Annotated in this window: 20 protein-coding genes; 13 read left to right on the forward strand and 7 right to left on the reverse strand. The window is 69.9% G+C overall.

Annotated features, from left to right (window positions below; all coding sequences use genetic code 11):
- Window positions 1-52 precede the first annotated feature (52 nt).
- The 3 genes from SD455_RS07510 to galK are packed head-to-tail and all read left to right on the forward strand — an operon-like array spanning window position 53 to window position 3185.
- Window positions 53-847: a DeoR/GlpR family DNA-binding transcription regulator gene (locus SD455_RS07510; protein ID WP_311025001.1), complete on the forward strand. Its 795-nt coding sequence runs from the start codon at window positions 53-55 to the stop codon at window positions 845-847.
- Between the two features lie 41 nt (window positions 848-888).
- Window positions 889-1995 (forward strand): galactose-1-phosphate uridylyltransferase, encoded by a 1107-nt coding sequence (gene galT, locus SD455_RS07515; protein WP_445507709.1) that lies wholly within the window; start codon window positions 889-891, stop codon window positions 1993-1995.
- Window positions 1992-3185: a galactokinase gene (galK, locus tag SD455_RS07520; protein ID WP_445507710.1), complete on the forward strand. Its 1194-nt coding sequence runs from the start codon at window positions 1992-1994 to the stop codon at window positions 3183-3185. The genes galT and galK overlap by 4 nt, the downstream gene beginning before the upstream one ends.
- Window positions 3186-3203: 18 nt before the next feature.
- On the opposite strand, the gene SD455_RS07525 is transcribed toward galK, so the two are convergent.
- Genes SD455_RS07525 through SD455_RS07540 form a run of 4 tightly spaced genes read right to left on the reverse strand, consistent with a single transcriptional unit; the run spans window position 3204 to window position 4522 of the window.
- Window positions 3204-3554 (reverse strand): type II toxin-antitoxin system PemK/MazF family toxin, encoded by a 351-nt coding sequence (locus SD455_RS07525; RefSeq protein ID WP_070159774.1) that lies wholly within the window; start codon window positions 3552-3554, stop codon window positions 3204-3206.
- Complete coding sequence (locus tag SD455_RS07530; protein WP_070159772.1) at window positions 3548-3790, reverse strand: hypothetical protein; 243 nt, start codon at window positions 3788-3790, stop codon at window positions 3548-3550. Before SD455_RS07530 ends, SD455_RS07525 begins: the two co-directional genes overlap by 7 nt.
- Window positions 3791-3830: 40 nt before the next feature.
- Window positions 3831-4220, reverse strand: a complete 390-nt coding sequence (locus SD455_RS07535; protein WP_070159770.1) for a VOC family protein — start codon at window positions 4218-4220, stop codon at window positions 3831-3833.
- Window positions 4217-4522 carry an ArsR/SmtB family transcription factor gene (locus SD455_RS07540; RefSeq protein ID WP_311025005.1) on the reverse strand — a complete coding sequence of 102 codons (306 nt, stop codon included), beginning with the start codon at window positions 4520-4522 and terminating at the stop codon, window positions 4217-4219. Before SD455_RS07540 ends, SD455_RS07535 begins: the two co-directional genes overlap by 4 nt.
- 158 nt (window positions 4523-4680) lie before the next feature.
- Between SD455_RS07540 and SD455_RS07545 the strand changes: the two genes are divergently transcribed.
- From SD455_RS07545 to SD455_RS07555, 3 genes are read left to right on the forward strand one after another with little or no spacing between them, the layout of a single operon-like run.
- Window positions 4681-5856 carry a Gfo/Idh/MocA family protein gene (locus SD455_RS07545; protein WP_311025006.1) on the forward strand — a complete coding sequence of 392 codons (1176 nt, stop codon included), beginning with the start codon at window positions 4681-4683 and terminating at the stop codon, window positions 5854-5856.
- A gap of 59 nt (window positions 5857-5915) precedes the next feature.
- Window positions 5916-6602 carry a ThuA domain-containing protein gene (locus tag SD455_RS07550; protein ID WP_445507711.1) on the forward strand — a complete coding sequence of 229 codons (687 nt, stop codon included), beginning with the start codon at window positions 5916-5918 and terminating at the stop codon, window positions 6600-6602.
- Window positions 6599-7750 (forward strand): Gfo/Idh/MocA family protein, encoded by a 1152-nt coding sequence (locus SD455_RS07555; protein ID WP_445507712.1) that lies wholly within the window; start codon window positions 6599-6601, stop codon window positions 7748-7750. The genes SD455_RS07550 and SD455_RS07555 overlap by 4 nt, the downstream gene beginning before the upstream one ends.
- On the opposite strand, the gene melA is transcribed toward SD455_RS07555, so the two are convergent.
- Window positions 7707-9155, reverse strand: a complete 1449-nt coding sequence (gene melA / locus SD455_RS07560) for an alpha-galactosidase (RefSeq protein ID WP_311025013.1) — start codon at window positions 9153-9155, stop codon at window positions 7707-7709. The two genes, SD455_RS07555 and melA, sit on opposite strands and share 44 nt — an antisense overlap.
- 82 nt (window positions 9156-9237) lie before the next feature.
- On the opposite strand from melA, the gene SD455_RS07565 reads away from it, so the two are divergent.
- The 6 genes from SD455_RS07565 (at window position 9238) to SD455_RS07590 (ending at window position 17527) form a co-directional block, all read left to right on the forward strand.
- Complete coding sequence (locus tag SD455_RS07565; protein ID WP_445507757.1) at window positions 9238-10041, forward strand: helix-turn-helix domain-containing protein; 804 nt, start codon at window positions 9238-9240, stop codon at window positions 10039-10041.
- Between the two features lie 76 nt (window positions 10042-10117).
- Window positions 10118-11413: an ABC transporter substrate-binding protein gene (locus SD455_RS07570; protein ID WP_445507713.1), complete on the forward strand. Its 1296-nt coding sequence runs from the start codon at window positions 10118-10120 to the stop codon at window positions 11411-11413.
- Between the two features lie 22 nt (window positions 11414-11435).
- Window positions 11436-13112 carry an MGH1-like glycoside hydrolase domain-containing protein gene (locus tag SD455_RS07575; protein ID WP_445507714.1) on the forward strand — a complete coding sequence of 559 codons (1677 nt, stop codon included), beginning with the start codon at window positions 11436-11438 and terminating at the stop codon, window positions 13110-13112.
- A gap of 124 nt (window positions 13113-13236) precedes the next feature.
- Window positions 13237-14532 carry an ABC transporter substrate-binding protein gene (locus tag SD455_RS07580; RefSeq protein ID WP_085437366.1) on the forward strand — a complete coding sequence of 432 codons (1296 nt, stop codon included), beginning with the start codon at window positions 13237-13239 and terminating at the stop codon, window positions 14530-14532.
- 142 nt (window positions 14533-14674) lie between these two features.
- Window positions 14675-16723 (forward strand): beta-galactosidase, encoded by a 2049-nt coding sequence (locus SD455_RS07585; protein ID WP_445507715.1) that lies wholly within the window; start codon window positions 14675-14677, stop codon window positions 16721-16723.
- A gap of 39 nt (window positions 16724-16762) precedes the next feature.
- Window positions 16763-17527, forward strand: coding sequence for an SAM-dependent methyltransferase (locus SD455_RS07590; RefSeq protein ID WP_445507716.1), 765 nt, complete (start codon window positions 16763-16765; stop codon window positions 17525-17527).
- 13 nt (window positions 17528-17540) lie between these two features.
- Here SD455_RS07590 and SD455_RS07595 read toward each other — a convergent pair whose 3' ends face one another.
- Window positions 17541-18296 (reverse strand): DUF305 domain-containing protein, encoded by a 756-nt coding sequence (locus SD455_RS07595; protein ID WP_445507717.1) that lies wholly within the window; start codon window positions 18294-18296, stop codon window positions 17541-17543.
- Window positions 18297-18491: 195 nt separating this feature from the next.
- On the opposite strand from SD455_RS07595, the gene SD455_RS07600 reads away from it, so the two are divergent.
- Complete coding sequence (locus SD455_RS07600; RefSeq protein ID WP_445507718.1) at window positions 18492-19922, forward strand: LVIVD repeat-containing protein; 1431 nt, start codon at window positions 18492-18494, stop codon at window positions 19920-19922.
- A gap of 71 nt (window positions 19923-19993) precedes the next feature.
- Here the strand turns inward: SD455_RS07600 and SD455_RS07605 are convergent, their stop codons facing one another.
- Window positions 19994-21607 (reverse strand): aldehyde dehydrogenase (NADP(+)), encoded by a 1614-nt coding sequence (locus tag SD455_RS07605; protein ID WP_445507719.1) that lies wholly within the window; start codon window positions 21605-21607, stop codon window positions 19994-19996.
- Window positions 21608-21621 lie beyond the last annotated feature (14 nt).

Here is a 21621-nt window from a genome sequence, read left to right on the forward strand (position 1 = left end):
ATCATGGTGGTTTAATGGCTGTGACGTGAACCACCTACCTCTGTGAGGTCCCATGCTGGCAGCCCAGCGCCAATCCCGCATCGCGGAGATCGTCCAGACCGACGGCGCCGTGAGCGTCACCGCTCTGGTGGAGCAGTTCGGCGTCTCCGACATGACGATCCGCCGTGACCTGGACGCCCTCGCCGCCCAGGGCGCCCTGGTGAAGGTCCACGGCGGGGCCGTGAGGGCCGAGACCCGCCGCACCGAGGAGCCCGGCTTCGAGGCCAAGTCCGGCCAGATGGAGGCGGAGAAGGCCGCGATCGCCCAGGAGGCGGCCCAGCTGGTGCGCCCGGGCACGTCCGTGGCGCTCTCGGCAGGCACCACCACGTGGGCCCTGGCCCGCCTGCTCCGCGAGGTCGAGGACCTCACGGTGGTCACCAACTCCACCCGCATCTCCGACGTCTTCCAGGCGGAGCCGCGCGCAGACCGCACGGTGATCCTCACCGGCGGCGTCCGGACACCTTCCGACGCCCTCGTCGGACCACTGGCTGCGGCCTCTCTGCGCAGCCTGCACGTCGATCTGGCCTTCCTCGGCGCCCACGGGGTGTCCGTGCCGGAGGGCTTCACCACGCCGAACTACCTCGAGGCCGAGACCAACCAGGCCCTATTGGCCACAGGGCAGCGACGCATCCTGTTGACCGACCACAGCAAATGGGGCGTGCTGGGCATCTCCACCTTCGCCGAGCTGACGGAGGTGGACATGGTCATCCTGGACGACGCGCTGCCGGCGGAGGCGGCGGACGCGCTGCGCGACCACATCGACGAGGTGCGTCTCGTCAGCCCGCGTACGGCGCGTGCCGCCGGCTGATCGGCCCGTCCCCTCGCCCCACCCCTCAGGAGAGAACACCGGTGAACAGAACCCAGGCCACGCTCGCCGACGGCCGCGAGATCTTCTTCTACGACGACGTCGCCCGCACCCGTCAGGTGCATGACACCCGGGACATCAGTCGCCCCGGCGGCGGCTCCGAGCTGCGCTGGGACGCCTATCTGGGCGAATGGGTGGCCGTGGCGGCCGCGCGGCAGAACCGCACCCACAAGCCTGCCACCAACGACTGTCCGCTGTGCCCCAGCACGGAGGAGCGGGCCACCGAGATCCCCCAGTCCGACTATGACGTGGTGGTCTTCGAGAACCGCTTCCCCTCCCTGGCCGGCGGGCCCGCCCTGCCCCCGGACTTCGCGAAGGCGGCCATCGCCGCCGGAGAGGACCTCACCACAGTGCGTCATCCCGGCGCCGGACGGTGCGAGGTCGTCTGCTTCACCCCCGAGCACACCACCTCGCTGGCCCAGCTGGACGTGCGGCGCCTCCGCACCGTCGTCGACGCCTGGGCGGACCGCACCGCCGCCCTGCTGGCGATGCCCGAGGTGGATCAGGTGTACTGCTTCGAGAACCGGGGCGAGGAGATCGGGGTGACGCTGCATCACCCGCACGGCCAGATCTACGGCTACCCGTTCCCCACTCCCCGGACCTCGAGGATGCTGGAGCAGGCACGAGCGACCCGCGAGGCCACCGGAGAGGACCTGTTCGCCCGGACGCTGGCAGCCGAGCGGGCCGCCGGGGAGCGGGTCATCGCCGACAACGAGCACTGGACCGCCTTCGTGCCGTCCTGGGCCCGCTGGCCCGTGGAGATCCACCTCATGCCGCACCGCAGCGTGCGCACCCTGCCGGAGCTGACCGACGACGAGCGGGACGCCTTCGCCGCGCTGTATCTGGATGTGCTGCAGCGCGGGGATCGGCTCTTCGCCACGCCGCTGCCCTACATCTCCGGCTGGCAGCAGGCGCCGGCCTCCGCCGAGGGCACCGACTTCCGGCTGCACCTGCAGCTGTTCTCCATCCGGCGGGCGGACACCAAGCTGAAGTACCTGGCCGGCTCCGAGTCGGGCGTCGGGGTGTTCATCAATGACATCCCGCCCGAGCAGATGGCTCAGCGACTGCGGGAGGCGGGTGAGACCCGGTGACGGAGGTGCTGCTGGAACGCGCAGAGGCGGTGCGGGAGGAGTTCCGGAGGGTCTTCGGCGAGGCCGCCGACGGCGTCTGGGCCGCCCCGGGGCGGGTGAACCTCATCGGGGAGCACACCGACTACAACGACGGCTTCGTCCTGCCCTTCGCCCTGCCACAGGCCACGCTCGTCGCCGCCCGCCGGCGCGCGGACGGCCTCGTGCGGGCGCATTCGCTGTTCACAGGGGAGACCGTCGAGTTCGCGCTGGAGGAGCTGAGGCCCGGCGGCGTGGACGGCTGGGCGGCCTATGTGGCGGCCATGTGCTGGTCCCTGCGTACCGCGGGCCAAGCAGGTCTGCTCGCTGAGGACGTCGACGTCGCAGGCGTGGACCTGCTGATCGAGTCCGACGTCCCGCACGGGGCGGGGCTGTCCTCCTCGGCGGCGCTGGAGTGCTCCGTGGGGCTGGCCGTCGCCGACCTCACCGGCGCGGCGGTGCGGCCCCTGGAGATGGCGCGCCTCGCCCAGCGCGCCGAGAACGACTACGTGGGCATGCCGTGCGGGCTGATGGACCAGATGATCTCCATGCTCGGGCAGGCCGGGCACGCGGTGCTCTTCGACACTCGCAGCCTGCGGCCCACTCTGGTGCCGCTGGCCCCGGACGGAGACGCCGAGGTGCTGGTCATCGACACCAGGGCCCCGCATCGTCTGGTCGATGGGGAGTATGCGGCCCGACGTCGGCAGTGCGAGGAGGCGGCCCGCGTCCTCGGTGTGGAGTCGCTGCGGGTGCTCAGCGACACGGAGGCCGACGTCGCCGAGATCCTCACCCCGGTGGAGGACGAGGTGCTGCGGCGCCGGGCCCGGCATGTCATCACGGAGAACCGTCGCGTGATCGAGACCGTCGATCTGCTGCGCGCCGGCGACCTGGCCGGCGTCGGGGACCGGATGCGCGCGTCTCACCTGTCCCTGCGGGACGACTATGAGGTCACGGTGGAGGAGATCGATGTGGCCTTCGAAGCGGTCTCCGCCCAGGGCGTGCACGGCGCGCGCATCACCGGAGGCGGCTTCGGCGGCTGTGTGATCGCCCTGGCCCCGGTGGGGCTGCATGAGCGGGTGCGCGCCGCGGTGAGGGAGGCCTTCGCCGCGGCCGGGTTCACCGAGCCGGAGGTGTTCCGGGCACCGCCGGCCGCCGGTGCCCGCCGCGTGGTGTGACGGGGGTGACCCACCCGGTCACGCCCGCAGGTCGAGCACCTGTCGCAGGCCCTCGTCGACTCCGTCCATCAGGTGAGCAGGCACCTGACCGACAGGGTGAGCATCGAGGTCCCGACGGTCGACGGTCATGAGTGCCGTGACATTGGCGACGGAGTCACGAGGAAGACCCGTGAGGGCTGCTGGCAGGAACCTGTTGCCCGGCATGGCAGCGAGTGCGGTGTTGGAGGTCAACGCCACGACGATCGTGGTCGCCAACCGACTGGCATTGTATGAATCGTCCTGGATGATCAGCACGGGGCGCCGCTTGGCGGGGGCGCTCGAGGTCGGAGGCGGGAGGTGGCACCAATGGATGTCGCCCCTCCTCACCATTCGTCGTCCCCGTCAGCCATGCGATGTCCGGAGGCGACGGCGAAGCGAGCCGATTCGTCGGCATTGACCACATCCACGACGCTGTCGATGGTCGCTGTCGTGTCGTGGGCATCGAGCTCGTCCGCGTAGCGCTCGGCGGCCTTCGCGTAGAACTGCGACCTGTTCATGCCGTGTCTCAGTGCCACGCGCTCGGCGCGTTCGAAGGTCCCGTCGGGTACTGATATCGCAGTCTTCATGAATCGAGTATAACCGGGTATGACTCGGAGCTCCAGGAGCTCACCGCTTGTGCTCGAGCAGCTGGATGAGATTGCCGCAGGTGTCGTCGAAGACCGCCATGATCGCGGGGCCGATGTCCATGGGCGGCTGGGTGAACTCCACGCCGCGGGCGGTGAGGCGCTCGTGCTCGGCGGCGACGTCGTCTACGGCGAAGGAGGCGAACGGGATGCCGTCAGCCACCAGCGCCTCCTTGAACGGAGGGACGGCCGGATGGCCGCTGGGCTCGAGCACCAGCTCGGTGCCGTCGGGGTCTTCGGGCGAGACCACGGTGATCCAGCGGGCCTCGCCCATCGGGATGTCGTGGCGGACCTGGAAGCCCAGCACGTCGGTGTAGAACTGCAGTGCGCGGTCTTGGTCGTCGACCATCACGCTCATCTGGTGAAGTCTCATCGGGGTTCCTCCTGGTCAGGTGGGGTGGTGTGCGTCGGGCTCAGCCAGCGGTCCACGATCGGCTGCAGCGGGGCGGTGTTGATGCGGTGGATCTTGTAGCGGCCGCGCCGGGAGGTCTCCACCAGCCCGGCCTCCTCCAGGACGTCCACATGCTGGGAGATCGCCTGCCGGGACGAGCTCAGCTGGTGCTTCGCGTAGAGCCGGGAGCAGATCTCGAAGAGCGTCTGTTCCTCGTTCTCCGTGAGTCCGTCGAGGATCGCCCGGCGCGTGGGGTCGGCGAGGGCTTTGAAGACGTCGGCCATGCTGCGCACATTACGCAAGTGTCTGCTTGCATGTCAAGCATTCCAGGGTCGTCATTCCCGTCGGGGGTGACGGTCTTCTGGCAACGTCGGGCCTATATCGATACAGTGATGCTGATCACCAGTTCATGCCAGACCTTCCCATGCCTCGAGGAGAGACGATGTCTCAACCTGTCCGGATCGCGGTCATCGGCCATGCCTTCATGGGTGCGGCCCATCTGCACGCCTGGCGCACCGCGCCGCGCTTCTTCGATCTCCCGCGTCGGCCCGAGGTCGCGCTGCTCGTCGGACGGGACGAGGCCCGCACCCGCGCGGCGGCCGAGAAGCTCGGCGTCGAGGAGATCGCCACCGACTGGCGCGACGCCGTGACCCGGGAGGACATCGACGTCGTCGACATCTGCACCCCCGGTGACACCCACGCGGTGATCGCGGAGGCCGCCCTGGCCGCAGGCAAGCATGTGCTGTGCGAGAAGCCGCTGGCCAACTCGGTGCAGGAGGCGGAGTCCATGGCCGCCGCCGCGGCGCAGGCGGCCGAGCGGGGTGTCCACACGTTCTGCGGCTTCAGCTACCGCCGCACCCCGGCGCTGGCCCTGGCTCGCCGCTTCGTGGAGGAGGGGCGGCTGGGCGAGATCCGGCATGTGCGGGCGCAGTACCTGCAGGACTGGCTCTCCGACGCGGACGCGCCGCTGACTTGGCGACTGGACAAGGAGACTGCCGGCAGCGGCGCCCTGGGTGACATCGGCGCCCACTCCATCGACGCCGCCCAGTGGGTGACCGGCCAGCAGATCGATGGCGTCTCGGCGCTGCTGCACACCTTCGTCACCTCCCGCCCGGTCTCCGGCTCTGCGGAAGGGCTCGGCGGCGCGGGGGACGTGTCCGGGGAGCGCGGGCCGGTGACGGTCGACGACGCGGCCGCCTTCACCGCCCGGTTCTCCGGCGGCGCGGTGGGCGTCTTCGAGGCCACCCGGTTCGCCCTGGGCCGGCGCAACGCCAACCGGCTGGAGATCAACGGCTCCCGAGGCTCGGTGGCCTTCGACTTCGAGCGGATGAACCAGCTGGAGTACTTCGACGGCGAGGACCCCCAGCAGGCCCAGGGCTTCCGGACCATCCAGGTCACCGACGCCGTCCACCCCTACACCGACCACTGGTGGCCGGTGGGTCACGGCCTGGGCTACGGGGACCTCTTCGTGCACCAGGTGGCCGACGTGCTGACCGCTCTGGACGCCCCCGAGGGTGCCCGGCCCGACTTCGGGGAGGCCCTCGACGTCCAGCGCGTGCTCGACGCCGTGGAGCGCAGCGCCGAGGATTCCAGCCGGTACACCTCCGTGACCCGCTGAGGGCCGCCTGATCGCCTGACCACCCCTTCGTCTGACCACGTTTTCGTCTGAGGAGATCCATGACCAAGAGAGCGCTCATCGTCCGCGGCGGCTGGGACGGCCACCAGCCCGTGGAGGCCACCGAGCTGTTCCTGCCGTTCCTTCGGGAGAACGGCTACGACTGCCAGGTGCACGAATCCCCCGAGGTCTACGCTGATGCGGACACGATGGGGGAGGTGGACCTGATCGTGCAGTGCATGACCATGTCCACCATTGAGGCCGACCAGCTCACGGGCCTGCGCACCGCCGTCGCCGGTGGGGCCGGTCTGGCCGGCTGGCACGGCGGCATCGCCGACTCCTACCGGAACAGCGACGGGTACCTGCAGCTGATCGGCGGCCAGTTCGCCCACCACCCGCCGGTGGCGCCGGAGGAGCGCACGGGTGAGCAGTCCGACTACTACATCCCGTATCGGGTGGACGTCCAGGAGAAGGACCACCCGATCACCCGCGGCATCGAGAGCTTCGACCTGGTCACCGAGCAGTACTGGGTGCTGCATGATGACCTGATTGACGTGCTGGCCACCACCACGCTGCCTCGTCGGGACTTCGACGAATGGGAGCGCCCGCACGTCAACCCGGCCGTGTGGACTCGCCGCTGGGGGAAGGGGCGGGTCTTCGTCTCCACTCCGGGCCACCGCGTGGAGGTCCTGGAGCATCCCAGTGTCCGCACCATCATCGAACGGGGGATGCTGTGGGCGAGCCGATGAGCGAGCAGGGAGGCCAGGTGCGGCCTGGAGCGGAGCGTGTGCGCCTCGGCATGGTCGGCGCCGGGAACATCAGCGGCCAGTACCTGGAGACGATCAGCCGGCTGGAGGCCCTCGAGCTCGTCGCCGTCGCGGATCTTGACCTGGACCGTGCGCGAGCCGTGGCCGAGCCCCACGGGGCGGCCGCGGAGGACCTGGACGGGCTGCTGGGGCGTGACGATGTGGACCTCGTGCTCAACCTGACGGTGCCGCAGGCCCACGCCGACGTCTCCTCCGCGGCGATCCGTGCGGGCAAGGGCGTCTACGTGGAGAAGCCCTTCACCGCCGACGTCGCCTCCGGACGCGAGGTGCTCCGGCAGGCGCGCGAGGCCGGGGTGGTCATCGGCAGCGCCCCGGACACTGTGCTGGGCACCGGGGTGCAGACGGCCCGCGCCGCACTCGACGCCGGGCAGATCGGCACCCCCATGAGCGCCACGGCGACCATGGTCATCCCCGGGCACGAGGCCTGGCACCCGAACCCGGACTTCTACTACCAGCCCGGCGGCGGCCCGCTGCTGGACATGGGCCCCTACTACCTGACCACCCTGGTGACCCTCTTGGGTCCGGTCCGGCAGGTCATCGGTGCCGCCGGCGCGCTGCGGGACGAGCGGGTCATCGGCTCCGGCCCCCGAGCCGGGGAGCGCATCACGGTCACCACGCCGAGCCACGTCACCGGCGCTCTGGTCCACACCTCAGGCGCCATCTCCACCGTGGTGATGAGCTTCGACGGCGCGGCCACCCATGCCGCGCCGCTCGAGATCCAGGGCACCGAGGGCGCGCTCGCAGTGCCCGACCCCAACCGCTTCGACGGCTCCGTGTCCCTGTTCCGCGGCGGCGCCGGCTGGGAGGAGCTGCCGGTTGCGGCCGGTTACCGGGAGGCCGCCCGCGGCTATGGGATCGCCGATCTGCTCTGGTCCGGCGCCTTCGACGGGGACCCTCTGCGCGGGCGGGCCCAGGGAGAGCTGGGGCTCCACGTGCTGGAGGTCATGGACGGGCTGCTGTCCTCCGCGGAGTCGGGTCGGGCCGTGGACATGACCACCACCGCGGAGCGGCCGGATCCGGTGTCGCTCAGCTCCGCAGCGCATCCGGCAGCAGCGCAGCGTGCGCGGTGAGCAGCTCCTCGGTCATCTCACGGATCTCCTCCACGGTGAGCAGGGCGGCAGTGAGCGGGTCCAGGGCGACGGCGTGATGGACGTGCTCGCGCGAGCCCTCCAGAGCTGCGCGCACGGCCAGCTCCTGCACGTTGACGTTGGTCCGGTTCACCGCGGCCAGCTGCGGGGGCAGATCACCGAAACGGGTGGGCCGCACCCCGGCGCCGTCCACGAGGCAGGCGACCTCCACGCAGGCTGATCCCGGCAGGTTCGTGATCACGGAGCCTTGGGAGCCGGGGGCGAATCCGGCGTCGCTGTTGGGGACGTTGCCGTGCACCACGGCCGGCCGGCCGGTGACCATCGCATTGACGATGATCGCCCCGTACTCCACTGACGGCTTCAGCTCCGCCTGCAGCTCGGCCAGCTGATCGCTGAGATCCCCGGATTCGTCATGGGCGGCACAGATCTCGTAGTAGTCCCAGCGGCTGGGGATGTACTCCTCCACCAGCTCCGGAGTCTTGCGGAAGTAGGGCAGGTATTCGGAGGCGTGGTGGCTGGACTCGGTCTGGAAGTGTCCGAAGGTCTGCATGATCGCTGTGCGGACCTGCTCGTTGCCGCCCTCGTAGTCGCTGGCGGCGTCAGCCTCGCCACTGTGGTCGCCGTCGTCGGCGGTCAGCGATGCCGCCGCCCGTCCGCGCCGGTGCCGGGCGCCCATGACCTCTCGCAGCCGCGGGTACAGGTCCTCCTCCCCGCGGCGGAAGGAGAGGATCCAGGCCTGGTGATTGATGCCCGCGCTGGTGAAGGTGACGTCCTCATAGGGCACGCCCAGGGTGCGGGCCAACATCCGGGTGGTGCCCTGCACGCTGTGGCACAGCCCCACGGTGCGGAGCCCCTTGGCGTTCAGGTAGGCGGTGGCCATGGCCATGGGGTTGGCGTAGTTGATGAACTGCGCGTCGGGGCACAGCTCGAGGGCGTCCTCGGCGATCGCGTCGTAGGCGGTCACGGAGCGCAGGAAGCGGAACACGCCGCCGGGGCCGAGGGTGTCGCCCACCGCCTGGTCGATGCCGTGGCGGCGGGGGATCTCGACGTCGTGCCGGTAGGACTCGATGCCGCCCACCTGGAAGGTGATGATGACGACGTCGGCGCCTCGGAGGGCTTCGCGGCGGTCGGTGGTCTGCTCGACGACGGTGGGGAACCCGTGATGCTCCACCAGGCGACGGGCCGCGCCGGCGACGCGGTCGAGCCGCTGCGGGTCGATGTCCATCAGGGCCAGCGTCGCGCCGCGCAGGGCGGGGAAGCTGACCAGGTCTCCGATGAGGCGGAAGGGGAACACGAATCCTCCGGCGCCGATGATGGCGATCCGGGGTCCTGCAGGTGCGTGCTCGATGCTGACGGGGGCGGGGGCTTCTGCTGTGATGTGGCTCATAGTTGCTACGCTAGACCGGGTGATGTTGAAGAAACTTCCGGATATCCCCCCAGATCCTCCTGGATCCTCAGCTGTGCAGGACATGCCTCCGGCGCTGTGGGTCCGGCGCGGCAGTCCCCCGGTGATGGAGCGGGCGCATCGGCATGATGATCTCGAGGTCAACATCGTGGTCAGCGGTCAGCTCGACTACCTGCTGGGCGGACGCCGGGTCAGCATCGGTCCCGGGCAGATCGCCCTGTTCTGGGCGGCCTTCCCGCATCGGCTCATCGACCCCGGTGAGGCGGACGTCTGCTGGGTGCACCTGCCGCTGAGCACCGTGCTCAGCTGGGGGCTGGGTGAGCGGGACATCGGGATGCTGCTGCGGATGCAGCCTGTCGTGGTGCCTCTGGAGGACGTGCCGGTGCGCGCCGTCGACCTCTTCGAGGTGTGGCGCACCGAGCTTGCCGGCGACGACGCCGAGATCGCCCTGCTGGAGGCGCAGGCGCTGGTGCGCCGGGTGCTCGCCTGCCACCGTGCGGGCACGGAGCCCTCGCCGTCTGCGCCGGGCCAGGGTGCGGCCGAGCATGCGGTGGTCATGGCGCGCTTCCTGGCCACCCATCACCGCCGTCCCGTCACCGTGGCCGACGCCGCCGGGGCCGCCCACCTCTCGCCCACCTATGCGATGGGCGTGTTCAAGAAGGTGCTGGGCATGACCGTGGCCGACTATCTGACCATGTGCCGGCTGGCGGAGGCCAAACGGCTGCTGCTGACCACGGACTGGTCCGCTGCCGACGTCGCCCATGCCGCCGGCTTCTCCTCGCAGAGCAGCTTCTACGTGCACTTTCGGCGCGACGCGGGCGCCTCGCCTTCCGGGTATCGCCGGCGGTATGACTCCATGCCGGACTGACATGCTGGGCGGCGTTGACCGTGACATGGGCCACTCATAGTCTTATGGAACGATTAAATCCCGAGGAAGGCCCGCCATGCCCCGGCACGTGTCCCATCCCTTCTCGCCTCGCGGGCTCCAGAGCGTCGCCGCCTGCGGAATCGTCGCCCTGGTGCTGACCTCCTGCTCCGCAGGGGACGCCGGCACCGCCGACGGCGACGTCGACCTGCGATTCTCCTGGTGGGGCAGCGGCCTGCGCGTGGAGCAGACCGAGGCCATCATCGACGCCTTCGAGCAGGAGCATCCGCACATCAGCATCGAGGGCTCATACTCGGACTTCGGCGGCCACTGGGAGCAGCTGGCCACGCAGACCGCAGGCGGCGACGCCCCCGACATCATCCAGATGGACGACAAGTACCTGCGCGAATACGCCGACCGCGGCGCGCTGCTGGATCTCACCGACGTGGACACCTCCGGCATCGACCAGGATGCCGTGGACAACGGCCGCACCGAGGATGGGCTCTTCGGCATCACCACGGGCATCAACTCGCTGGCTCTGGGGGCGAACCCCGAGCTCTTCGCCGAGGCGGGGGTGGAGATGCCCGACGACGAGACCTGGACCTGGGAGGACTTCGCCGCAATCACCGAGGAGCTCAGCGCGAACCTCGACGACTCCTACGGCACCAACGAGACCAATGAGCCCGGCGGCTTTCAGGCCTGGCTGCGTCAGCAGGGCCAGCACCTGACCACCGACGAGGGAGAGCTGGGATTCGAGGCCGACGACCTCGCCGAGTACTACGACTACTGGCTGGATCTCCTGCACGCCGGGGCCATGCCTCCGGCCGGAGTCATGGCGGAGAACCGCGGCGCCGACCCGGAGCAGCAGCTCATCCACACCGGGCGGGTGGCTCTGGCGCCGATGTGGACCAGCTCGCTGGCCGGGATCTCCGAGTCCGCAGGAGTGGACATGGAGCTGCTGCGCTTCCCCAGCCGCACCGGCAGTGCGGAGAACAACGGGCTCTGGTACAAGTCCTCCATGTTCCTCTCCGCGTCCTCCCAGACCGAGCACCCGGAGGAGGCGCAGCTGTTCATCGACTTCATGGTCAACGACGTCGACGCCGGCCTGCTGGGCCTCACCGACCGGGGCCTGCCGGCCAACCCGGCGGTGCGCGAGGCGGTCCTGGACGCCATCGACGGTCAGGACTTGGTCTCAGCCGAGTTCATCGCCGACATCGAGGACGAGCTCGCCGGGCCCGAACCGGTGCCTGCGCTGGGATTCTCCGCACTCCAGGAGATCATGATGCGCTACGAGGACGAGCTGTACTTCGAGCGGCTCACCCCGCAGGAGGCGGCCGAGCGCGTCCATCAGGAGATGGAGGGCGTCCTTGACTGAGGTGTCCGGGCCTGAGGCGTCTGTGCCTGAACTCTCCGTGCCTGAGCTCTCTCCGCCCGCGGCGCAGGCGCTCGCCCGCCTGCGCGAGGCTGACCGATCCGCTCTCTCCTCCGCGCTCGCGGAGGGACTGACCGCCACCGGGGCGGGATTCGCCGCCGTCGGGGGCCCGCTGCAGGAGAGGTGGGGCCAGGCGCTCGCGGACCTGGACGCCTGCCTCCGGGAGCAGCGTGGGGTCACCGTGCTGCATGAGGGCGGGGCGTACGACGGCGCCTGGGTCGAGTCCACCGGCACCATCAGTGCCGAGGTGCTCTCTCGGTTCGCCCCGCAGGCCGCCGCCGACACCTTCGCCCTCTTCGCCGAGCACCAGCGCGGCGACGGGCTCATCCCCTATAAGGTCACGCGGGACGGTCCGGCCTTCAGTCAGATCCAGATGGTCACCCCGCTGGCCCGCTCCGTGTGGACCCACCACCGCCTGCACGCCGAGAGCACCGCGTGGCTGCGCCGGATGTATGAGGCGATGTCCGCGCACGACGCATGGCTCGCCGCGCACCGGGACACCCGCGGCACCGGGGCGGTGGAGGCCTTCTGCACCTTCGACGCCGGCCATGACCTGTCCCCGCGGTTCTGGTTCGCCCCGGACCGATGCCTCGGCGGCGAGGCTTCCCGCTGCGACCCCGAGGCGCCGGGGGTGCCGTACATCGCCCCGGACCTCACGGCGAACGTGGCCTGCCAACGGACCTATCTGGCCCAGATCGCCGAGGAGCTCGGGGAGGACCCGACGCCGTGGCGGGCGGCCGCCGCCGCCAGCGGGGAGGCGCTGTTCGCCCACTGCTGGGATGCCGTGGACGCCGCCTTCTACGACCTCGACGCCGCGGGGCAGCCGGTGCGGGTGCTCAGCGATGTGCAGCTGCGCGTCATGGCCTGCGAGATCGGCGACGACGACCTCTTCGCCGAGGTGCTGCGCCGCCACCTGTTCGCCACCTCCCGGTTCCTGTCCCACTACGGGCTGACCTCCCTGGCCATGGACGACCCTCGTTTCGACGGCGACCACACCCGCAACTCCTGGGCCGGGCCGGTGAACATGCTCACCATGATCCGGGCGCCGCATGCCTTCGAGCATCACGGCCGTCCCGCCGAGCTGGCCGTGCTCCTGAAGCCCGTGCTCACCGCGCTGGCCGTCGCGGACCGCTATCCGCAGTGCCTGGACCCGTGGAGCGGGGAGGCCGGCTACACCTCCTGCTACTCCCCGGCGGCGCTGTGGGTGCTCGACGCCGTCGAGCGCCTCTGCGGCATCCTGCCGATGCCCTCCGGCGGCTTTGCGGTCACCTCCCTGGCGCCGACCCGACTGGAGCACGGCGCCGCGGCCGAGGCGGTGGCCGCCTCCCGCAGGCTGGGCGGGGTGACCTGGGAGGCCGTGTCCGACGACACCGGCACCGTGCTGCTGCGCGATGGGGCGGAGCATCTGCGGATCCCGCGCGGCTGGCGGGCCGAGCTGACTGAGGATGGCACGCTCACCGCCGTCGTCGGGGTCGCTCCGCGGCCGGTGACAGGGCGGCTGACGGGACCGGGCGCGCCGGGCGCCCCGGACGGCGCAGCAGGTGGCGGTGAGCTCACCCTGGCTCCGGATGAGCGGGTGCGCTGGGCCGAGGGGGTCGTCGTGGACCGCGGCGGACCGACGTTCATCGCTCCCCGAGCGTGAGGGGCGTCTCGGACGGCGCTTTCCCGGGCGTATTGACAGGTGAGTGGGATCACATCTATCGTGAGAAAAAATCGTTTCAATTCTCTGGGACGAGTTGCACCCCCTCACCTAGACGGAGAATCCCATGCCCCTCACCGGATCCCACCTGTCCGGCCGCATCGGCCGCTTCACCTCGCTCGCCGCGGCGGCCACCGTCGGCACCCTGGCCCTGACCTCCTGCGGCGGAGGAGGCGACGACGACGGCGACGTCGAGCTGCGCTTCGCCTGGTGGGGTTCCGACTCCCGTCATCAGGCCACCCAGGAGATCATCGACGCCTTCGAGGAGCAGAACCCCGGCATCACGGTCACCCCGGAGTTCGGCGACTGGTCCGGCTACTGGGACCAGCTGGCTACTCAGACCGCCGCCGGCGAGATGCCCGACATCGTCCAGATGGACGACGCCTACCTGCGCGAGTACGCCGACCGTGGTGCCCTGCTGGACCTCGACCAGGTGGACACCTCCGGGCTGGACCCGGACGTGGTGGAGAACGGCCGCACCGAGGACGGGCTGATCGGCATCACGACAGGTATCAACGCCATGGTGATCATGGCCAACCCGGACGTCTTCGACGAGGCCGGGGTCGAGATGCCGGACGACTCCACCTGGACCTGGGACGACTACCTGGAGATCACCTCCACCATCACGGAGAACGTGGACGGCGTCTATGGCGCCACCGGCCCGGGCCAGCCTGCGGACCTGCAGATCTGGCTGCGGCAGCAGGACAAGAACCTCACCACCGAGGACGGTGAGCTCGGCTTCGAGGAGTCCGACGCCGCCGAGTACTTCGAGCACCTGCTCGAACTGATGGAGGAGGGTGGCTACCCGCCGGCTTCGGTGATCGCGGAGGACCAGACCCCCGGTCCGGACGAGTCCATGACCGCCTCCGGCGAGGTCGCCATGGGCATGTGGTGGACCAACCAGCTGGCGGCGATCTCCGGGGCCGCAGGCGCGGACATGGTGCCGCTGCGCATGCCCTCCCACACCGGCAGTGCCGAGGACAACGGCATGTGGTTCAAGTCCACCATGCTGATGTCGGTGGCCTCCACCACCGATCACCCGGAGGAGGCCCAGCAGTTCGTGGACTTCATGATCAACTCCGAGGAGGCCGGCGAGGCCAATCTGACCGACCGCGGTCTGCCCACGAACCTGGACGTCCGGGACGCCGTCGTCGACCAGATCGACGGCGCCGACCTGACCTCGGCTGAGTTCATCGAGGAGATCGACGCCGAGATCGGCGACCCCGAGCCGGTCCCCGCCATGGGCTTCTCCGGGATGCAGCAGATCCTTCAGCGCTACGAGCTGGAGGTCTTCTTCGAGCGGCTCTCCCCGGAGGACGCCGCCTCCCAGATGATGTCCGAGATGGAGAACGAGCTGCGCTGACCCTTCCGCGCTGACCCTTCCGCGCTGACCTGTCCTCGCTGATCAGGCGTTTCGTCCCCGTCGTCTTCGCGTGTCCGTGGAATCCCACGAGGACACGCGAAGACGACGGGGACTGACGCACATCCGGCCCCACCACCAGGAGATGAGACGCATGACCGCCTCGGAGCACGACGCCACCGCCCGCGACACCACCCGCCTCGGCTGGCCAGCCGTGCACGGCCTCGCCTACGGCGGCGACTACAACCCCGAGCAGTGGCCGCAGGACGTCCGGGAGGAGGACGTCGAACTCATGCGGCAGGCCGGGGTGAACCTGGTCAGCGTCGGCATCTTCTCCTGGGCCATGCTCGAACCCCGCGAGGGCGAGTATGACTGGGGCTGGCTCGATGATGTGTTGGACCGTCTCCATGCGCAGGGGGTCTCTGCCGCACTGGCGACCGCCACCGCCTCGCCCCCGCCGTGGCTGACCCACCGTCACCCGGAGATCCTGCCGCAGGATGCCGACGGCACGATCCTCTGGCCGGGTGCGCGGCAGGCCTATTCCGTGTCCTCCCCGGTGTTCCGCGAGTACGCGCTGCGGATGACCCGGGCGATCGCGGAACGCTATGCGCAGCACCCGGCGCTGGCCCTGTGGCATGTGGACAACGAGCTGGGATGCCACAACGCCCATGACTTCTCCGACGACGCCGCGGCGGCCTTCCGCGCCTGGCTGGAGGCTCGGTACGGCACGGTGGAGGAGCTCAACGCCGCCTGGGGGACGGCGTTCTGGTCCCAGCGGTACAGCAGCTTCGAGGAGGTCCTGCCGCCGCGCAGGGCCCCGATGTTCGTGAACCCCACCCAGCAGCTGGACTTCCATCGGTACTCCTCGGACGAGTTCCTGGCCTACTTCCGGGAGATGAGGGCCATCCTGCGGGAGGTGACCCCGGGCGTCCCGGTGACCACGAATTTCATGTGCACCACCCGGTCCAAGACCATGGACTACTTCTCCTGGGCCGCAGAGATGGACGTCATCGCCACCGACCACTACACGATCGCCGACGACGACGAGCGGCACATCGAGCTGGCCTTCAGTGCGGACCTGACCCGCGGTGTGGCCGCAGGACGCCCCTGGATGCTGATGGAGCACTCCACCAGTGCGGTGAACTGGCAGCTGCACAACCGCACCAAGTCCCCGCAGGAGATGCTGAGGGACTCGCTGGGGCATGTGGCCCGCGGGGCGGATGCGGTCATGTTCTTCCAGTGGCGGCAGTCGGCCGCCGGGGCGGAGAAGTACCACTCGGCGATGGTCCCGCATGCCGGCCCGGACTCCGACGTCTTCCGCACCACCGTCCGGCTGGGGGAGGTGCTGCGGGCCCTGGAGCCGGTGAAGGGGTCCACCGTGCGGGCGCAGGTGGCGCTGGTGTTCGACTATGAGGCCTGGTGGGCCTCCGAGCTGGACTCGCACCCGCGCAATGACTTCTCCTACCCGGAGGAGGTCATGCACCTCTACCGGGCGCTGTGGCTGGCCGGGATGACGGTCGACGTCGTCCATCCCTCCGCCGACCTCTCCGGCTACCGTGCCATCGTGGTGCCCTCCCTGTATCTGGTCCGGGAGGAGCACGCGCAGGCGCTGGCCGACGCCGCCGAGGCCGGAGCGTCGGTGCTGATCAGCTTCTTCAGCGGCATCGTGGACGAGCACGACGCCGTCCGGCTGGGCGGCTACCCCGGGGCGTTCCGTGAGCTGCTGGGCATCCGCACCGAGGAGTTCTGGCCGTTGCAGGGCGCGGAGTCCCACGCCCTCCACGGCGGCGGCCGTGGCGAGTTCTGGGCGGAGAACACCCATCTGGAAGGAGCGGCTGAGGTGCACACCTGGGCCGAGGGCCCGTTGGCCGGGCGGCCGGCGGTCACGCGTCGTCCGGTGGGCCAGGGTGCGGCCTGGTATCTGGGCACCCGCCCCGACGGGGAGACGCTGCAGTCCCTCGTGGGCCGGGTGCTCGATGAGGCCGGCGTGGCGGCTGAGGCCGAGGCGCCGGAGGGCGTCGACGTCGTGCGGCGCCACGGCGAGGACGGAGCGACGTACCTCTTCGTGCTCAATCACACGGCGCAGGACGCCGTCATCGGCGCCGACGGCCGTGAGCTGATCACCGGCGCCGAGGTGGCTGGAGACCTCACCGTGCGGGCGGGGGAGGTCGCCGTCGTCGCGGAGGGTTGCTAAGGTTCCGGCACGGCCACGCGAGTGCCGCAAGGAGGCGCCATGGACCTGCCGGAGAGCTTCGTCATCCGCGAGTCGGGCTCACGCATCCTCAATCCACTGGACCCGGCCAAGCTGGACCAGCTCGGCCGCTCCCTGCGTCTGCCGCCCGGCCGCCGCCTGCTCGATCTGGCCTGCGGCAAGGGGGAGGCGCTGTGCACCTGGGCGCGTGATCTCGGGTTCACCGGCACCGGCGTGGACATCAGTCGGGCGTTCCTGGCCGACGCGGAGGCTCGTGCGGAGGAGCTCGGCGTCGCGGAGGCGGTGCGCTTCGTGCACGGGGACGCCGCCGAGCACGTCGCGGAGGAGCCGGTGGAGGTGGTCTCCTGTCTGGGGGCCAGCTGGATCGGCGGTGGCGAGAGCTGGGAGACCCACGTGAGCGGCACGGTGGCCCTCATGCGCCGCAGCCTGGCCCCGGGCGGGATGCTGCTGCTCGGTGAGCCCTGGTGGCGCAGGGTCCCGGAGACGCGGGAGGCGTTGGACGGATGCTACGCGAGTTCCGTGGAGTCCTACGCGGAGCTTCCTGCCTTGCTGGATCTCCTGGACCATGAAGGCTTGGACGTCGTGGGCGCCACTGTGGCGGATCCGGACAGCTGGGACCGCTACGCCGCTCCGCAGTGGCTCTCGGTGCGACGCTGGTTGGACCGCCATCCGCATCACCCGCTGGCCGATGAGATGCGGGAGGATCTCTCTGTCGCCCCGCGGCGCCATCTGCTGCATCAGCGGGAGCATCTGGGCTGGGGCGTGTTCACTCTGATGCCACGGTGAGGTGACTCCAGCCTCAGAGCTCGTCCAGCAGCTGCTCCAGCCGGGAGATCTCCGCAGTCTGGTCGGAGTGCACGTGGCCGGCCAGCTCCTGGACGGCCAGGTCGATGCCATTCGCCTGGGCGCCTTCGCTCATCTCCAGGGCGCCCTCATGGTGGACGATCATGCCTTCGAGGAAGAGGCGGTCGAACTCCTCGCCCTCGGTCTGCCGCAGTTCGGTCATCTCCTCCTGGCTGAGCATCCCCGGCATCGGGGTTTCGCCGTGGGAGTGGGTGTCCGGCGAGGGGATCTCGCCCTCGGCGACCTCCCGGGCCTCCTGAGGGACCGGCTGATCGCGGGCCTCCAGCCAGTCCGCCATGTAGCCGATCTCGCCCTTCTGGGCCAGGTGCATCCGTTCGGCGAATGTCGTGAGCTGCTCGGACTCCGCGCGGGCCGGGACCAGGGCGGTCATCTCGAGGGCCTGGGCATGATGGGCGATCATCATGGTCATGAACTCCGTGTCCACGTCATTCCACTCGTCGCTGAGACCCTGTACGCCGTCATAGTCCTCCGGGTCCACACGTTCGGTGTCCTCGCCGGGCCCGGAGGGCAGCAGCACCGAGGACGACGGCGCGGCCGCCTCCTCGGGCTCCGGGCCCTCATTCCCGCAGCCGGCGAGGGCGAGTGTGCCGCCCAGCAGCGCTGCACACAGGGTCGTCCGATGACGGCCCGATGTCGGCCGCACGGTGGAGTTTTCGCGCTGACCTGGGGTGATGGGGGTGAGGTGTGTCACAGAGAAATCTCTCCATCGATAGGTGATCGGGCGAACAAATATGTCGTCAACCCTAGACCTGAAGCAGTTGATTCGTAATACTACCTCTATCCGATCTAGGAGGTGTTGACGCCCGTGCGTCTTCCACGAATCACTCGACATCAGGCGAAGGCTGGGGCGGGGGCGGCCATGTCGCTGCTGCTGGCAGGAACTGTCATGACCCTGTCGGCCCCGCTCGCCGCCGCTGCCCCGGACGACGGTTCCACCGTCCCGGAGGACGCCTTCAATGAGGACTTCTTCAGCGAGGAGGAGGTCAGCGAGGAGGCCTTCGACGAGGAGGGGGTCATCGAGCGGCTGAACCAGCTGGAGAGCGGCACCGGGGAGCCCGACGTCGGGCCCGGCGAGGTGGCCAGCCATAATATGGAGCACCTGAGCAACGTCCCGAAGAACGGGCCGCTGCAGTCCACCGGCTCTGACATCGCCTTCCAGGGCGAGTATGCCTATGTGGGCAACTATGACGGCTTCACCGTCTACGACCTGGCCGACCCGGCGAACCCCGAGCAGCTGGTGCAGGTTCACTGTCCGGGTCCGCAGAACGATGTCTCGGTCTACAAGGACGTCCTGGTGCTCTCCGTGGACGCCCGTATGGAGGACGACACCTGCGGCGCGGACCGCACCGCCGACACCGAGGACTACTGGGAGGGCCTGCGGATCTTCGACATCAGCGACCCTACCGAGCCGGAGTACGTGAAGGCTGTGGAGACCAAGTGTGGCTCCCACGCCAACTCGCTGGCGCCGTCGAAGAACGGCAACATGCTCTACGTGTACGTCTCCTCGTACTCGCCGAACTCGGCGCTGGCGAACTGCCAGCCCCCGCACGACCTGATCTCCGTGGTGCAGATCCCGGTCAACGCCCCGCACGCCGCGAAGGTGGCCTCCGAGCCGGTGCTGTTCCCCGACGGCGGCTACGAGGGCGATGACCGCGGCGGATACACCGAGACCAGCGGCTGCCACGACATCACCACCTACATCGAGCACGACCTGGCCGCCGGCGCCTGCATGGGCGACGGCATCCTGATGGACATCTCGGACCGCAAGCGTCCGAAGGTCATCAGCCAGGTGCGCGATGTGGAGAACTTCGCGTTCTGGCACTCGGCGACGTTCAACAACGACGCCAGCAAGGTCGTCTTCACCGATGAGCTCGGTGGTGGCGGCTGGGCCACCTGCACCGAGGAGTTCGGCGAGACCCTCGGCGCCAACGCCATCTACGACATCGTCGACGGCGAGCTGGAGTTCGCCTCCTACTACAAGATCCCGCGCATCAACTCCGAGAACGAGAACTGCGTGGCGCACAACGGCTCGCTGATCCCGGTGGATGGTCGGGACCTGATGGTGCAGTCCTGGTATCAGGGCGGCGTCTCGGTGTTCGACTTCACCGACTCGGCGAACCCGGAGGAGGTCGCCTGGTTCGACCGCGGCGAGGGCATCAGTGACGGCGGCACCTGGTCGTCGTACTACTACAACGGCTACGTGTACTCCTCGGACCTGTCCATCGGCTTCGACACGTTCCAGCTGGACCCGTCCATCGACGGCGACGCCCGCAGGGACCTGCCCGAGCTGAACCCGCAGGGTCAGGAGAGCTTCTGACCTGAACGCGTACGAAGCGCCGAGCCGGATCACCGGCTCGGCGCTTCTGCGTGTGGAGAGGGCGGGCGGGGTCAGCCGTTGAGCTGGACCTGCCCGTCCACCCGTCGGTTGAGGTTCCACGGGTTGGCGGCCTGCACGGGGGCGGGCAGCAGCTCCTCGGGAAGGTTCTGGTAGGCCACGGGACGCAGGAACCGCTCGATCGCCAGCGTGCCCACGCTGGTGGTCCGGGAGTCGGAGGTCGCGGGGAAGGGACCGCCGTGGACCATCGCGTGGCCCACCTCGACACCGGTGGGCCAGCCGTTGGCCAGGATGCGCCCGGCCTTCTGCTCCAGGACCGGCACCAGGGGCCGGGCGGTCTCGTGGTCGCCGTCGGTGACGTGCAGGGTGGCGGTGAGCTGCCCCTCCAGGCGACCGGCCGCGGCCAGCAGGTCCTCGACGCCGTCATAGCGGACCACCAGGGAGGCCGCGCCGAAGATCTCCTCGTGCAGCACCGGGTTGTCCAGGAACTGCGCGGTGGTCGCGCTGAACACCACCGGGGCAGGGGCGTTGGCGCCCTCGCCGGTGCTGCCGCGGCCGACCAGTGCCACGCCGGCCTGCGCACCCAGCTGCTCCACGCCGGCGTTCCAGGATTCGGCGATGGACCGGGTGAGCATGGTCTGGCCGCTGTGCCCGGCGGCGGCTTCACCGACGGCGGCGACGAAGGCGTCACCGGCCTCGCCGGTCGGCACGAAGACCAGGCCCGGGGAGGTGCACAGCTGGCCGGAGGATCCGGTCACGGAGGTCAGGTAGGCGGAGGCCAGGCTCTGCACGGACTCCGGGCCGCCGGAGAGTGCGCCGTCGAAGAGGAACACCGGGTTGATGGAGCTCATCTCCGCGTACACCGGGATCGGCACTTCCCTCGCCGCGGCGGCCTTCATCAGGGACACCCCGGCTGCACGGGAGCCGGTGAATCCCACCGCCTGGATGACCGGGTCGGAGGCCAGCGCCTGGCCGATGGAGGCGCCGGGTCCGTAGATCAGGGAGAACACTCCGGGGTGCAGGTCGAAGGCCGCGACGGCGTCGGTGATGGCCCGGCCCACCAGCTCCGAGGTGCCGGGGTGGGCGTTGTGGGCCTTGAACACCACGGGGCAGCCGGCGGCCAGCGCGGAGGCGGTGTCGCCCCCGGCGGTGGAGAAGGCCAGCGGGAAGTTGGAGGCGCCGAAGACGGCCACCGGCCCCAGGGGGATGCGGCGCTGGCGGACGTCCGGCTTCGGCAGCGGGCTGCGCTGCGGGTCCGGGGTGTCCAGCCGGGCGCCCCGAAAGTCGCCCTGACGCACGACGGCGGCGAAGAGCCGCAGCTGGTTCACGGTGCGTCCTCGTTCGCCCACCAGGCGGGCCTCCGGGAGGCCGGTCTCCGCCATCGCGCGGGCGGTGAGCTCCTCACCGAGCGCGTCGATGTTCGCGGCGACCTGCTCCAGGAAGGCGGCGTGGGTCTCCGGGGCGAGCTGGGAGAAGCTCGGGTACGCCTCGGCGGCCGCGCCGGTGGCTTCGGCGAGCTGGGACTCGTCGATCAGCGAATAGCCCGGTTCGAGTGCCTCATCGGTGGAGGGGTCGAAGCCGGTGACGGTGCGGCCGGTGCCGGCCACGGAGCGTCCGGCGATGATCGACTGCCCGGTGAGGGCGGTTGCGGTGGTCTGTGCGGTCATGCTCAGCTCCTTGT

Source organism: Nesterenkonia sp. K-15-9-6 (assembly GCF_052656005.1).